Source organism: Streptomyces niveus (genome assembly GCF_001723055.1).
GTDB lineage: Bacteria > Actinomycetota > Actinomycetes > Streptomycetales > Streptomycetaceae > Streptomyces > Streptomyces niveus.
The window spans coordinates 1-13001 of the sequence record NZ_MDCR01000409.1; the positions used below are offsets into that span (position 1 = coordinate 1).

The 13001-nt window shown below is 70.4% G+C and carries 14 protein-coding genes; 8 read left to right on the forward strand and 6 right to left on the reverse strand.

Annotated features, from left to right (window positions below; translation table 11 throughout):
• Window positions 1–38: 38 nt before the first annotated feature.
• Window positions 39–323: a GlsB/YeaQ/YmgE family stress response membrane protein gene (locus tag BHU15_RS34830; RefSeq protein WP_069630778.1), complete on the reverse strand. Its 285-nt coding sequence runs from the start codon at window positions 321–323 to the stop codon at window positions 39–41.
• A 215-nt stretch (window positions 324–538) separates the two neighbouring features.
• Here BHU15_RS34830 and BHU15_RS34835 point away from each other — a divergent pair, with 215 nt between their 5' ends.
• Window positions 539–913 carry a DUF3099 domain-containing protein gene (locus BHU15_RS34835; RefSeq protein WP_069630779.1) on the forward strand — a complete coding sequence of 125 codons (375 nt, stop codon included), beginning with the start codon at window positions 539–541 and terminating at the stop codon, window positions 911–913.
• 285 nt (window positions 914–1198) lie between these two features.
• Window positions 1199–1465: a hypothetical protein gene (locus BHU15_RS34840; RefSeq protein WP_069630780.1), complete on the forward strand. Its 267-nt coding sequence runs from the start codon at window positions 1199–1201 to the stop codon at window positions 1463–1465.
• Here BHU15_RS34840 and moaA read toward each other — a convergent pair.
• The 3 genes from moaA to BHU15_RS34855 form a co-directional block, all read right to left on the reverse strand.
• Window positions 1448–2437 (reverse strand): GTP 3',8-cyclase MoaA, encoded by a 990-nt coding sequence (gene moaA, locus BHU15_RS34845; RefSeq protein ID WP_069630781.1) that lies wholly within the window; start codon window positions 2435–2437, stop codon window positions 1448–1450. The genes BHU15_RS34840 and moaA overlap by 18 nt on opposite strands.
• Before the next feature lie 148 nt (window positions 2438–2585).
• Window positions 2586–4232, reverse strand: a complete 1647-nt coding sequence (locus BHU15_RS34850) for a monocarboxylic acid transporter (RefSeq protein ID WP_069630782.1) — start codon at window positions 4230–4232, stop codon at window positions 2586–2588.
• Entirely contained in the window at window positions 4229–4597 is a 369-nt protein-coding gene (locus BHU15_RS34855) for a DUF485 domain-containing protein (protein WP_069630783.1), read from the reverse strand. The genes BHU15_RS34850 and BHU15_RS34855 overlap by 4 nt, the downstream gene beginning before the upstream one ends.
• 236 nt (window positions 4598–4833) lie before the next feature.
• Between BHU15_RS34855 and BHU15_RS34860 the strand changes: the two genes are divergently transcribed.
• Complete coding sequence (locus tag BHU15_RS34860) at window positions 4834–6363, forward strand: S8 family peptidase (protein ID WP_069630784.1); 1530 nt, start codon at window positions 4834–4836, stop codon at window positions 6361–6363.
• 48 nt (window positions 6364–6411) lie between these two features.
• Here BHU15_RS34860 and BHU15_RS34865 read toward each other — a convergent pair whose 3' ends face one another.
• Both BHU15_RS34865 and BHU15_RS34870 read right to left on the reverse strand, forming a co-directional pair.
• Window positions 6412–7050: a lysoplasmalogenase gene (locus BHU15_RS34865; protein WP_069630785.1), complete on the reverse strand. Its 639-nt coding sequence runs from the start codon at window positions 7048–7050 to the stop codon at window positions 6412–6414.
• Window positions 7047–7880 carry a sterol desaturase family protein gene (locus BHU15_RS34870; protein WP_069630786.1) on the reverse strand — a complete coding sequence of 278 codons (834 nt, stop codon included), beginning with the start codon at window positions 7878–7880 and terminating at the stop codon, window positions 7047–7049. The genes BHU15_RS34865 and BHU15_RS34870 overlap by 4 nt, the downstream gene beginning before the upstream one ends.
• A gap of 195 nt (window positions 7881–8075) precedes the next feature.
• On the opposite strand from BHU15_RS34870, the gene BHU15_RS34875 reads away from it, so the two are divergent.
• The 5 genes from BHU15_RS34875 to BHU15_RS34895 all read left to right on the forward strand — a co-directional run bounded on the left by BHU15_RS34875 (window position 8076) and on the right by BHU15_RS34895 (window position 12911).
• The gene (locus tag BHU15_RS34875; protein WP_069630787.1) at window positions 8076–9104 is read left to right on the forward strand and encodes a DEDDh family exonuclease; all 1029 of its coding nucleotides are present in this window, start codon (window positions 8076–8078) and stop codon (window positions 9102–9104) included.
• A 63-nt stretch (window positions 9105–9167) separates the two neighbouring features.
• Window positions 9168–9401, forward strand: a complete 234-nt coding sequence (locus BHU15_RS34880) for a metallothionein (protein WP_078494392.1) — start codon at window positions 9168–9170, stop codon at window positions 9399–9401.
• A gap of 86 nt (window positions 9402–9487) precedes the next feature.
• Window positions 9488–10276, forward strand: a complete 789-nt coding sequence (locus BHU15_RS34885; protein WP_069630790.1) for an SURF1 family cytochrome oxidase biogenesis protein — start codon at window positions 9488–9490, stop codon at window positions 10274–10276.
• 29 nt (window positions 10277–10305) lie between these two features.
• Window positions 10306–12150: a glycoside hydrolase family 15 protein gene (locus BHU15_RS34890; protein ID WP_069630788.1), complete on the forward strand. Its 1845-nt coding sequence runs from the start codon at window positions 10306–10308 to the stop codon at window positions 12148–12150.
• 5 nt (window positions 12151–12155) lie between these two features.
• Entirely contained in the window at window positions 12156–12911 is a 756-nt protein-coding gene (locus BHU15_RS34895; protein ID WP_069630789.1) for an SDR family oxidoreductase, read from the forward strand.
• Window positions 12912–13001: the final 90 nt, after the last annotated feature.

Below are 13001 nucleotides of genomic sequence, written 5' to 3' on the forward strand. Positions count from 1 at the left end.
TACCGGGCCGTACCCCTGTCCGCCCGCTGCCGGGAGTCCTACCGAGGGGTCGAGCGTCTCCTGTTGTGCCGCAGCGAGGACCAGACCATGTCGCCCACCCCCACGACGATGACGGCGCCGATCACCTGGAGCAGGTGCCGGGTCCAGTCGAAGCCCTTGGTGTCCTGGACCCCCAGCCAGCCGGACGCGGCGTTGCCGAGCATGCCGCCCAGGATGCCGAAGATGATCGTCAGCCACAGAGGGATCTGCTGCTTGCCGGGGATGATCGCCTTGGCGATCAGGCCGAGCACCAGCCCCACGATGATTGCCCACAGCCAGTTCATGGTCGCCTCCTCGCGCGGCGCGCACCGCGCAGTGCGGTCAGTCTCGGTGTGTCCCGCGTACGCCGCATGTCGAACGGGGCCGTACGTGGTAAGGCGGGGGCGTGATGCGCAGCCGTCGAGCGGTACCCCCTCTCGTAGCAGGCGCAGGGCGGGCGTACCGTTGAGCGGGTCCGGCACAGGGAGCGTCCGGCGAGGGAATCAGGTGGTGGATCGTGATGCGGAAGCAGCGCAGCGCCGAGGTTTTCCGTATCACAGGTGCGCGGCGGGGGCTCGACGAGGACGTGCGCGGCAGACAGCGGCGCTATGTCATCTCCATGCTGGTGCGCACGCTCGGGATCATCCTGGCGGTGGTGCTGTGGAATGTGGAGCGTTATGTGGCGATTGCCGGGCTTGTGCTGGGCATCCTGCTGCCTTATGTGGCCGTCGTATTCGCCAACGGGGGCCGGGAGAACGCCGGTTCGCTGCCGTCGACCCACCTTCCCCCGCCGGCTCGGCCTATGATCGCTCCGGCCCCGGTGTCCGGTGGAGCGGAATCCGGCGCGCGGTCCGCGAACTTCGAACACCCCGCTCCCCCGCACGGGCGGAGTTGAGCCGGGCGCCCCCCTAAGCTCAAGAAAAGCTCAGATCAATCATGAAGTTCCGGTGCACCTGAGCCCATGAGCCGTGACATACTTTGTAGGCGCTCCGCATCCCCCGTCGGAGCGACGGACCGACGCCGGGCAGCTCCCCCCGTGGCTGCTCGGCGTCGCCTTTTCCCACGGGGTGTCATCCGCCGGACCCGCGCTCCCCTCGCTCCGGCCACGCCCTAGGCCCTGTCTTCAAACTGGCGTCTGGCTCACGACGCCAATTTGAAGACAGGGCCTAGGCTTGAGGCCGTGGACCTCTTCGATCTCCCCGGCGCCTCCTCGGGACCCGACAACCCCGACAGTCCCGTCTGCTCGGCCAAGGGCTGCCGCGCGCCCGCCGTGTGGGTGCTGGCGTGGAACAATCCCAAGCTGCACACACCGGAGCGCCGGAAGACCTGGCTGGCCTGCGACGAGCACCGGGAGCACCTGTCCTCGTTCCTCGGTGTCCGCGGCTTCCTCAAGGATGTCGTCACCCTGGCCGCGTGGGAGCGGGACAGCTCAGCCGCCGATGGCTGACATGGGACGGTCGGGCTGGAGGAACGCCGGGTCGTCGAGCCCGGAGCCCGCCTTCTTGCCCCACATCGCCAGCTTCCAGAGCGTCGCGACGGCCTCGTCGGTGGCGTCCGAGCGCAGAGCGGCGCGCAGGTCGGTCTCCTCGCGGGCGAACAGGCAGTTGCGCACCTGACCGTCGGCGGTGAGCCTGGTGCGGTCGCAGGCCGAGCAGAACGGGCGGGTGACGGAGGCGATGACGCCGACCCGGTGCGGTCCGCCGTCCACGATCCAGCGCTCGGCCGGGGCGGACCCGCGCTCCTGGCCGCCCTCCTCGGTGAGCGTGAAGCGGGTGCTCAGCGACTGGAGGATGTCACCGGCGGTGATCATCCCGTCGCGCTTCCAGCCGTGCTGGGCGTCGAGGGGCATCTGCTCGATGAAGCGCAGCTCGTATCCGTTCTCGACGGCCCACGCGAGCAGGTCCGGAGCCTCGTCGCCGTTGAGCCCCGGCATCAGCACGGTGTTGACCTTGACGGGGGTGAGTCCGGCCGCCCGCGCGGCGGCCAGTCCGTCGAGCACGTCCTGGTGCCGGTCGCGCCTGGTGAGGGTCTTGAAGACATCGCGGCGCAGGGTGTCGAGCGAGACGTTGACCCTGTTCAGCCCGGCGGCCTTGAGCGCGGCTGCCGTACGCCGCAGCCCTATGCCGTTGGTCGTCAGCGACATCTTGGGGCGGGGGGTGAGGGCCGCGCACCGCTCGACGATCCCGACGAGACCGGGCCGCAGCAGCGGCTCGCCGCCGGTGAAGCGGACGTCGCGGACTCCGAGGTGGGTCACGGCGATACGGACGAGTCTGACGATCTCGTCGTCGGTGAGGAGGTCGGGCTTCGCGAGCCACTGGAGGCCCTCTTCCGGCATGCAGTACGTACACCGGAGATTGCACTTGTCGGTGAGCGAGACGCGCAGGTCGGTGGCTACTCGGCCATAGGTGTCGATGAGCACGCTGAGCCCCCTTCCCTCGTGGTGTTCTTCGAGCGTACGGCAGACCTCTGACAACGGCCGGGGCCGTTTGCCACAAGGAGCGGCGTGACCGCGTCGTAGGACTCTACGACGCGGTCACGCCGCACGTGCCCGCTTCGGTGGAAGACGATCAGTGCGCACCGGTGCCGGTGAGCGACTTGACCTCCAGCTCGGCGTACTTCTTGACGTCGGGCTCCTCCTTGGAGAGGAGGGAGCCGAGCCAGCCGAGCAGGAAGCCCAGCGGGATCGAGATCAGACCCGGGTTCTCCAGCGGGAAGAACGCGAAGTCCACGCCCGGGAACATCGAGCTGGGCTTGCTGGAGACGACCGGCGAGAACAGCACCAGCAGGACGGACGAGGCGAGACCGCCGTAGATGGACCAGAGGGCGCCCGCCGTCGTGAACCTCTTCCAGAAGAGGCTGTAGAGGAGCGTCGGCAGGTTGGCGGAGGCGGCGACCGCGAAGGCGAGGGCCACCAGACCGGCGACGTTCAGGTCGCGGGCGAGGGCGCCGAGCGCGATGGAGACGACGCCGATGGCGACGGTCGCGTAGCGCGCCGCGCGGACCTCCTCCTTCTCGGTGGCCTTGCCCCGGCGGATGACGTTGGCGTAGATGTCGTGCGCGAACGACGACGACGACGCCAGTGTCAGACCGGCCACGACGGCGAGGATCGTGGCGAAGGCGACCGCGGAGATGACGGCGAGCAGGATGGCGCCGCCGGTGGAGTCACCGCCGCCGCCGATCTCCATGGCGAGCAGTGGCGCCGCCGTGTTGCCTGCCGGGTTGGAGTCGGTGATCTCCTTCGGGGTGAGCAGCGCCGCCGCGCCGAAGCCCAGGGCGATGGTCATCAGGTAGAAGCCGCCGATGATGCCGATGGCCCAGTTGACGGACTTACGGGCCGCCTTGGCCGTGGGCACCGTGTAGAAGCGGATCAGGATGTGCGGCAGACCGGCGGTGCCGAGGACGAGCGCGATGCCCAGGGAGATGAAGTCGAGCTTCGAGGTCTCCGTGAGGCCGTACTTGAGTCCGGGCTCCAGGAACGCCGAGCCCTTGCCGCTGTTGGAGGCGGCGCTGCCGAGCAGGTCGGAGACGTTGAAGTTGAACTTGAGCAGCACCAGGAAGGTGATGAGCAGGGTGCCCGTGATGAGCAGGACGGCCTTGACCATCTGGACCCAGGTGGTGCCCTTCATGCCGCCGATGGTGACGTACACGATCATCAGGATGCCGACCAGGGCGACGATCAGGATCTTGCCCGCGTCGCTGGTGATGCCGAGCAGCAGCGAGACGAGCACGCCCGCGCCGGCCATCTGGGCGAGCAGGTAGAAGATCGAGACGACGATGGTGGAGGCGCCCGCCGCCGTACGGACGGGGCGCTGGCGCATCCGGTAGGCGAGGACGTCGCCCATCGTGTAGCGGCCGGAGTTGCGCAGCGGTTCGGCGACCAGCAGCAGCGCGACGAGCCAGGCGACCAGGAAGCCGATGGAGTAGAGGAACCCGTCGTATCCGAACAGGGCGATGGCGCCGGCGATACCGAGGAAGGACGCGGCGGACATGTAGTCGCCGGAGACCGCGAGGCCGTTCTGGAAGGCGGTGAACTGCCGTCCGCCCGCGTAGAAGTCGGCGGCGCTCTTGGTCTGCCGGCCGGCCCACACGGTGATGACGAGGGTCGCGATGACGAACAGCGCGAAGAGCGTGATGATCAGCGGGCGGTGTTCGCTGGCGTCGGAGTTGGCGAGATGGATTCCCGCGGCCTCGCTCAGCTGGATGGTCGGGCTCACAGGTCGGCCTCCATACGGGACTTGATCGCCGCGCCCTTGGGGTCGAGCTTCTGCGATGCGAACTTCGCGTAGAACCAGGCGATGAGGAAGGTGGTGAGGAACTGACCGAGGCCGAAGACGAAGGCGACGTTGATGTTGCCGAAGAGCTTGGTGCCCATGAAGCCGCCGGCGTAGTTGGACAGCAGGACGTACAGCAGGTACCAGGCGATGAAGGCGATGGTCAGGGGGAAGGCGAAGGAGCGGTACGTGCGGCGCAGTTCACCGAACTCGGCGCTCTCCTGGACCTCTACGAACTGTGCTGTCGTGGGCTGGGCTGGGCTGTTGTCCGAATCGCCCTTGGGCGGCGGCGGTCCATCGGAAGCCACGGAATCTCCTCGTGACGCGGGTGCGGTAGGGGTGGTCATAGGTGTCCTCACTCGGGGGGCGATGGTGCTCCACCCCCTGACAACGGCACGGAGTGCGCGGCGAAGTGGTTCAACACCCGCGTTTTTCTGACCGAAATCGTTGCTGAGCAGCGACGATCAGAGATAGCTTCGCTCGTCATGTACCCGCCCATGCGCAACGTGCGCAGGGGCGGCCTCACGGATGATGTGGAGAACCCATGGCTCATCTGAGATCCAGACGGCGGCGCGCACTGGTCATGCCCGTCGGCCTGGCGCTCATCGCCTCGCTCGGCTTCCTGCCGGCCGGGTCCGCCTCGGCGGCCCCTGCCGACGTGCCGGCCGCGGTCTCGGCGGACGGCCCGAAGCTGTCGTACGTCGTGAACACCAAAGGCGGGCACTCCACCGCCAAGTCGGTGAAGAAGGCCATCGCCGAGGCCGGCGGGACCGTCGTGATCGCCTACGACCAGATAGGTGTCATCGTCGTCCACTCGCAGAACCCGGACTTCGGCAAGACGATCCGCAAGGTCCGGGGCGTGGCGTCGGCGGGTGCCACCCGTACGAAGCCGATGGCGGCCCAGACCACCACGGACATCGAGGCCGAGCAGCCGCTGTCCGCCGCGGAGGCGAAGGCCGCCACGGCGAAGGCGTCCGACGACCAGGACGCGCTGGAGCCCCTTCAGTGGGACCTGCCGGCCATAAAGGCCGACCAGGCGCACAAGAAGTCGCTCGGCAGCAGCAAGGTGACGGTCGGTGTGATCGACACGGGTGTCGACGACACCCACCCCGACCTCGCGCCGAACTTCGACCGCCGCGCCTCGGTCAGCTGTGTGGGCGGTACGCCCGACACGGCGGACGGCGCCTGGCGTCCGGGCCCCGGGGAGAGTGACCACGGCACGCACGTCGCGGGCACGATCGCCGCGGCCAAGAACGGCACCGGCGTGACCGGTGTCGCTCCGGGCGTGAAGGTCTCCGGCATCAAGGTGTCGCAGCCCGACGGCTTCTTCTACACGGAGGCTGTCGTCTGCGGCTTCGTCTGGGCCGCCGAGCACGGTGTCGATGTGACGAACAACAGCTATTACACCGACCCGTGGCTGTTCAACTGCGAGGACGACCCGGACCAGAAGGCTCTGGCCGACGCCGTCACCCGGGCCACCCGGTACGCCGAGGGCAAGGGCGTCGTGAATGTCGCCGCCGCCGGCAACTCGGACCTGGATCTGGCCGCCGACGAACTGACGGACGACTCCAGCCCGAACGACACCACCCCGGGTGAGCGTGTGATCGACCCGGACGAGTGCCTGGACATCCCGTCCCAGGTGTCGGGTGTCGTCACGGTCTCCGCGACCGGTGCGAAGAACCTGAAGGCGTCGTACTCCAACTACGGCCTCGGTGTCGTCGACGTCGCCGCTCCCGGTGGCGACCTGACGGCCTACCAGACGCCGGAGGCGCCCGCCGTCAACGGTCTGATCCTCAGCACGCTGCCCGGTGGCCGCTTCGGCTACAAGGGTGGTACGTCGATGGCCTCCCCGCACGCGGCCGGTGTCGCCGCGCTGATCAAGTCGACCCACCCGTACGCCTCGCCGTGGCTGGTCAAGACGTTGCTGAACGTCCAGGCCGACGCGACGTCGTGCACCAACCCGTACGACATCGACGGTGACGGCACCGTCGACGCGGTGTGCGAGGGCTCCAAGCACAAGAACGGCTTCTACGGTGTCGGCACGGTCGACGCCCTGGACGCCGTCCGCCGGTAACGGCGAACGCGTGAGTGGGTGAGCGGGCCGTCCCGACGGGCGGCCCGCTCAGTCATGTGTACGGGGCCGGCTCCGCAGGATCCCGGCCGTCAGCAGGGCCTGCGCCGCGAGGTACGTGAGCATGATCCACAGATTGGCCGCCGGAGGCTGCGGCGCCTCGGCGACGCCGGTGGCGATGAGTGTGTCGGAGAGCAGGAAGAGCGCGCCGCCCGCCCCGGCGAGGGGGCCGAGAGCGCTCGCCCGGCAGGCCGTGGCGGCCAGCAGCAGGCTGTACACGGCGACAGGGACGCGGAGTTCGGCCGGGAGGCCGGACCACAGCAGGGCGAGCGCCACGACGAGCGCCAGGCCGTATCCGAGCGCCAGTCCCGCGCGGGTACGGCGGCGGCCGAACAGCACGAGGTAGCACAGGTGTCCGGCGGCGAAGCAGCCCATGCCCGCGAGGAACGCCCCGTCGGCCGACGAGAGCAGGAACACGTCGCCGCCCCAGCCCAGGAGCAGCGCGGCGACGAGCAGCCGGGGACCGCCCCGGGCGGCCACGTACGCGGCGAGCAGGGGCATCAGCAGGGGCTTGGCGAGGAGTTGGCCGGTCCGCGCGTCCACGGCGACGCTCACCAGCTCGGCCAGGGCGGCGAGGGCGAAGGCGGCCAGGAGGGCGCCGGGGAGCCGGTGCGTGGCCCGGCCGCTCACTCGGGCTGCCAGCCGGGTCCCCGGAAGACGCGTCCGGCCCGCTCGCGCCAGTCGCGGGCCGCCCGCACGTCGCGTGCGATGGCCGCGTACTCGTGGGTGGCGACCCGCAGCGGGTTGTAGGTCTCTATGTTCTTGGTGAGCCCGAAGACGGGCCGCTCGGTCTCGGCCGTGAAGGAGCCGAAGAGGCGGTCCCAGAGGATCAGGATCCCGCCGAAGTTGCGGTCCAGGTAGCCGCCTTGGGAGGCGTGGTGCACCCGGTGGTGGGAGGGCGTGTTGAACACGTACTCGACGGGCCGGGGCAGCTTGCCTATCCGCTCGGTGTGCACCCAGAACTGGTAGACGAGGTTCGCCGAGGAGCAGAAGGCGAGCGCCGCCGGGTGGGCGCCGAGCAGGATGAACGGGAGGTAGAACGGCCAGACGGTGAGCGAGGTCCAGGGCTGGCGCAGCGCGGTGCTGAGGTTGAACTTCCTGCTGGAGTGGTGCACCACGTGGCAGGCCCAGAGGATCCGTACGACGTGGTGGCCCCGGTGCGACCAGTAGTAGAGGAAGTCCTGCGCGAGCAGCATCAGCGGGATGGTCCACCACAGGACCGGGACCCGAAGGGGCGTCAGCTCGTAGGCCGCCGTGTAGACGGCGACGACGGGGATCTTCCACAGGAGGTCGAAGCCGAGGCTGCCGAGTCCCATGGAGAGGCTGGTGGCCGCGTCCTTGCCCGAGTACCCGGCGGCGTCCTCGTCGGGATGGAGGCGGTAACTCACCACTTCCACAAGGGTGAGCAGGACGAACGCGGGGATCGACCACAGCACGACATCGGGCAGGTTCGGCGGCATGCGAGCACCGTAGGGCGGGGTGCGCGGCCCCGGCTAGATGTTGTTACCGACAAGTATGTAAGACGTTCTGTCAGCGGAATCTGTTGGCTTCCACCAACGGGTGACCGGACGGTCCGTCAGCACCCCTGGCGTGCGGGCGGGCCGACGACCGGTCAGAGGCGCGTCACGGACTGTCAGTCGCGGCCCGTATTCTCTGTGACCATGCTCGACGACCCCGCGACTTCAGCGATGTGGCCGGCCGCGTACCCCCGGGGATACGCGGTCGTCGACGTGGAGACCACCGGACTCGCCCGTGACGACCGGATAGTGTCCGCGGCGGTGTACCGGCTGGACGCGCGGGGCGACGTCGAGGACCACTGGTACACGCTGGTCAACCCGGAGCGGGATCCCGGCCCGGTCTGGATCCACGGTCTGACGACCGATGTGCTCGCGGGCGCCCCGCTGTTCAGGGATGTCGCCGGGGAGTTCGCGGAGCGGCTCGCGGACCGGGTGCTGGTCGCGCACAACGCGGCCTTCGACTGGTCGATGATCGCCCGGGAGTACGCCCGCGCGGGGGCGACCGCGCCGACGCGTCAGCGGCTGTGCACCATCGCGCTCGCCAGGGAGCTGCGACTGCCGCTGCCCAACCACAAGTTGGCGACGCTCGCCGAGCACTTCGGTGTCGCGCAGCGGCGCGCGCACCACGCGCTGGACGACGCGCGAGTGCTCGCGGAGGCGTTCCGGCCGAGCCTGCACGCGGCGGCGCGGGACGGGGTGCGGCTGCCGCTGCTGGAGTGCCGGCCGCTCACGGAATGGTCGGACGGTCCGGCGAAGCCGCTGATCGGCCATCAGCCGACGCACCGTCCGGGGACCTGGCGGCCCTCGCGCCGGCTGCCGCCCAGTCCGTATCCGAACCCGGGGCGGTACGAGAGCGACAAGCCGCTCGCGCAGGGGATGCGGGTGGCGTTCTCGGGTGACACGTCGGTCGACCGCGAACTGCTGGAGGACCGGGCGGTCGAGGCAGGGCTGCATGTCGCCACCAGCGTCTCGCGCAAGACGAGCCTGCTGGTGACGAACGATCCGGAGTCGGCGACGTCGAAGACGGTGAAGGCGGCGGAGTACGGCACACCGGTCGTCGACGAGACGGCGTTCACCCATCTGCTGCGCGACGTGGCGCCCGCGCCCACGGCGCCGTCCACGCCACCGCCCGCCCGGCCGGTGCCGGTGCCCCGGTCAGACGGGTGATTGCGCGGCGACTCGCCCGCCGTCCGCTCGCGCACCGCACCACCGCGTCCCACCCTGTGGCGCATGGCACGTTGCGAAGTCTGCGGAAACGAGTACGGCATGTCCTTCGAGGTGCACGCGCAGGGCGCGGTGCACGTCTTCGACTGCTTCTCCTGCGCCATCCACCGCATGGCGCCCGTCTGTGAACACTGCCGGGTCCAGATCATCGGCCAGGGCGTAGAGGTCGAAGGCCAGTGGTTCTGCGGCGCCCACTGCGCCCGCGCGGAGGGGAAGGTGGGCATCGTCGACCGGGTGTGACGGCGGCCGGCCCGGCGGGCCCGCGCACCGGCCGGCGGGCGGACCCGCTGCCGGGGGCGCCCGGCCCGCCGGGTACCGTCAAAGGCGTGTACCGCTTCCTCCTGTCGCGGCAGTGGGTGATCCTCACCCTGCTCGCCCTCGTCCTCATCCCCGTGATGATCGAGCTGGGCTTCTGGCAGCTGCACCGGCACCAGCACCGGGTGGCACAGAACACCCTGATCGCGAACAACCTCAAGGCGAAGCCGGTCCCGGTCACCGAGCTGACCTCCCCCGGCCACACCGTGCCGCGCGCCGACTACTGGCGCCAGGTCGAGGCCACCGGCCGGTACGACACGGAGCACGAGGTCGTCGTACGCCGCCGGACCAACACCGACGAGACCGTCGGCTTCCACGTCCTGACCCCGTTCGTCCTGGCCGACGGCCGTGCTGTCCTCGTCAACCGGGGCTGGGTCCCCTTCGGCGCGGACCAGCGGACCTTCCCCGACATCCCGGCGGCGCCGAAGGGCGAGGTCACGGTCACCGGCCGGCTCAAGGCCGACGAGACGACCGGCACCAGCGGCATCAAGGAACTGAGCGACCTCCCCGACCGCCAGGTCATGCTGATCAACAGCGAGCAGCAGGCCAAGTCCCTGGGCCGTACCGTCCTCGGCGGCTACATCGAGCAGACCGCCCCCGCGGCGCCCGGCGGCAGCCCGCAGCAGATCCCGACACCCGACTCCGGCTCCATCGGCGCGCACATGGCGTACGCGGTGCAGTGGTGGCTGTTCACGGCCGCCGTGCCCGTCGGGTGGGTCATCCTCGTACGGCGCGAGGTGCGCGACCGTGCTTCGGCCGCCACCCGGAGCACCCCCGAGCGTGAGACGGCCCCCGCATAACGCGCCTGTCCTGCGGGAATGTGGCTGGGGTGACCCAACGCATCGAGGACTACGCCCTCATCGGCGATCTACAGACCGCGGCCCTCGTCGGAATGAACGGCTCCATCGACTGGTTGTGCCTCCCCCGCTTCGACTCGGCCGCCTGCTTCGCGTCCCTGCTCGGCAACAGGGAGAACGGCCACTGGCTGCTCGCCCCCCGGGGCGCGGGCCGCGCCACCGGCCGCCGGTACGTGGGCGATTCACTGGTGCTGGAGACCCTCTGGGAGACCAGGGGCGGCACGGTGAAGGTCACCGACTTCATGCCGCAGCGCGATGTCGCGCCGGACGTCGTGCGGATCGTGGAGGGCGTCAGCGGCTCGGTGGAGATGAGCGCCACCCTGCGGCTGCGCTTCGACTACGGCTCGATCGTGCCGTGGGTGCGCAGGACCGACGGACAGCGTGTCGCGGTCGCCGGGCCCGACTCGGTCTGGCTGCGGAGCGTCTCGCGGGCGCGGCCCGCCGGCGGTGAACCGCCCCCGGACGAGGGGGCGTCGGACGGGGGGCCGTCGGTCAAGACGTGGGGGCAGGAGTTCAGCACCTGCTCGTCGTTCACCGTCGCCGCCGGGGAGAAGGTCGCGTTCGTTCTCACCTGGCACCCCTCGCACCTGCCGCGCCCCGACCTGATCGACCCGTTCGAGGCGCTGGAGCACAGCGTGGAGGACTGGGCGCGGTGGGCGGCGCTGTGTACGTACAAGGGGCCGTACCGCGACGCGGTCATGCGCTCGCTGCTCACCCTGAAGGCGCTCACCTACGCCCCGACCGGCGGCATCGTCGCGGCCCCCACGACCTCGCTTCCCGAGGAGCTGGGCGGCGTACGGAACTGGGACTACCGCTACTGCTGGCTGCGCGACTCGGCGCTCGTCCTGGGCGCCCTGATGTCGGCGGGCTATGTCGACGAGGCGCACTCGTGGCGCGACTGGCTGCTGCGCGCGGTCGCCGGCGACCCCTCCGACCTCCAGATCATGTACGGCGTCGGCGGTGAACGGCGGCTGCCCGAGGCGGAGTTGCCCTGGCTGAGCGGTTACGCGGGCGCGAGCCCGGTCCGGATCGGGAACGAGGCGGTCGAACAGCTCCAGCTCGACGTGTACGGCGAGGTGATCGACTCCCTGCATGTGGCACGGGGCGTCGGCCTCACCGGCCGGCCGCACGCCTGGGATCTCCAGCTCGCCCTGCTGGGCTTCCTGGAGTCGAAGTGGCGCGAGCCGGACGAGGGTCTGTGGGAGGTACGCGGCCCGAGGCAGCACTTCACGCACTCCAAGGTGATGGCGTGGGTCGCCGCCGACCGCGCGGTCAAGACGCTGGAGGCCGACCCGTCGCTGCGCGGCGATGTGAACCGGTGGCGCGCGATGCGCGACGAGGTGCACAAGGAGGTCTGCGAGAAGGCGTTCGACCCGGTCCGTAACACCTTCACGCAGGCGTACGGCTCCGCGGCCCTGGACGCGGCGACGCTCCTGATCCCGCGCCTGGGCTTTCTGCCGCCGGACGATCCACGGGTCGTGGGCACGGTCGACGCGGTACGGGCGGAGCTGGGCCGGGAGGGACTGGTCCGCCGCTACAGCACGGAGGGGACGTCGGTCGACGGACTGCCGGGTCAGGAAGGAACGTTTCTCGTCTGCTCGTTCTGGCTGGCCGACGCCCTGCTGATGACAGGCCGCAGGAAGGAGGCCACGGCGCTGTTCGAGCGGCTTCTCGCCCTGCGCAGCGACGTCGGTCTGCTCGCCGAGGAGTACGACCCGGCGATCGGCCGGCAACTGGGCAACTTCCCGCAGGCGTTCAGTCACATCGGTCTCGTGGGTACCGCCCTCGCCCTGGCGGCGGACGAGGAGGCAGGATAGGGGCCATGGATCTTGGACTGAAGGACCGTGTCTACGTCGTCACCGGCGCGTCCCGGGGACTGGGGCGCGCGTCCGCCGAGGCGCTGGCGGCGGACGGCGCGAAAGTGGTCGTCACCGGGCGCGACGAGAAGTCCGTCACCGAGGCGGCGGCCTCGATCGGTCCGAACGCGTTCGGCGTCGCGGCGGACAACGCCGACCCGGCGGTCGCGAAGCGCCTGACAGCAGTGGCGCGGGAGCGGTTCGGCCGCTTCGACGGGATCCTGATCAGCGTCGGCGGCCCGCCGCCGGGTCTCGCGCTGGACACGACGGACGAACAGTGGCGCTCGGCGTTCGACTCGGTCTTCCTCGGCGCGGTGCGGCTGGCGCGTACGGCGGCGGCGGAGCTGGGCGACGGCGGGGTCATCGGCCTCGTCCTGTCCGGGTCGGTCTACGAACCGATACGCGGCCTGACGATCTCCAACGGCCTGCGGCCGGGCCTGGCGGGTTTCGCGAAGTCGCTCGCCGACGAGGTGGGTCCGCGCGGCATCCGTGTGATCGGCCTGCTGCCGGCCCGTATCGACACCGACCGCGTCCGCGAACTGGACGCGCTGTCCCCCGACCCGGCGGCGGCGCGCGCGTCCCACGAGTCCCGCATTCCGCTGCGCCGGTACGGCACGCCGGAGGAGTTCGGCCGCACGGCGGCGTTCATGCTCTCCCCGGCGGCGTCCTACCTGACGGGCCTGATGCTCCCGATCGACGGCGGCACACGCCACGGTTACTGAGGACCAGTCCGGCCCCGCCGCCGCTTGAGGCGCACTCTCAGCCCCGCCGGCGCTTGAGGCGCGGGGTCCGGGGCAGCGCCCCGGCGGCGG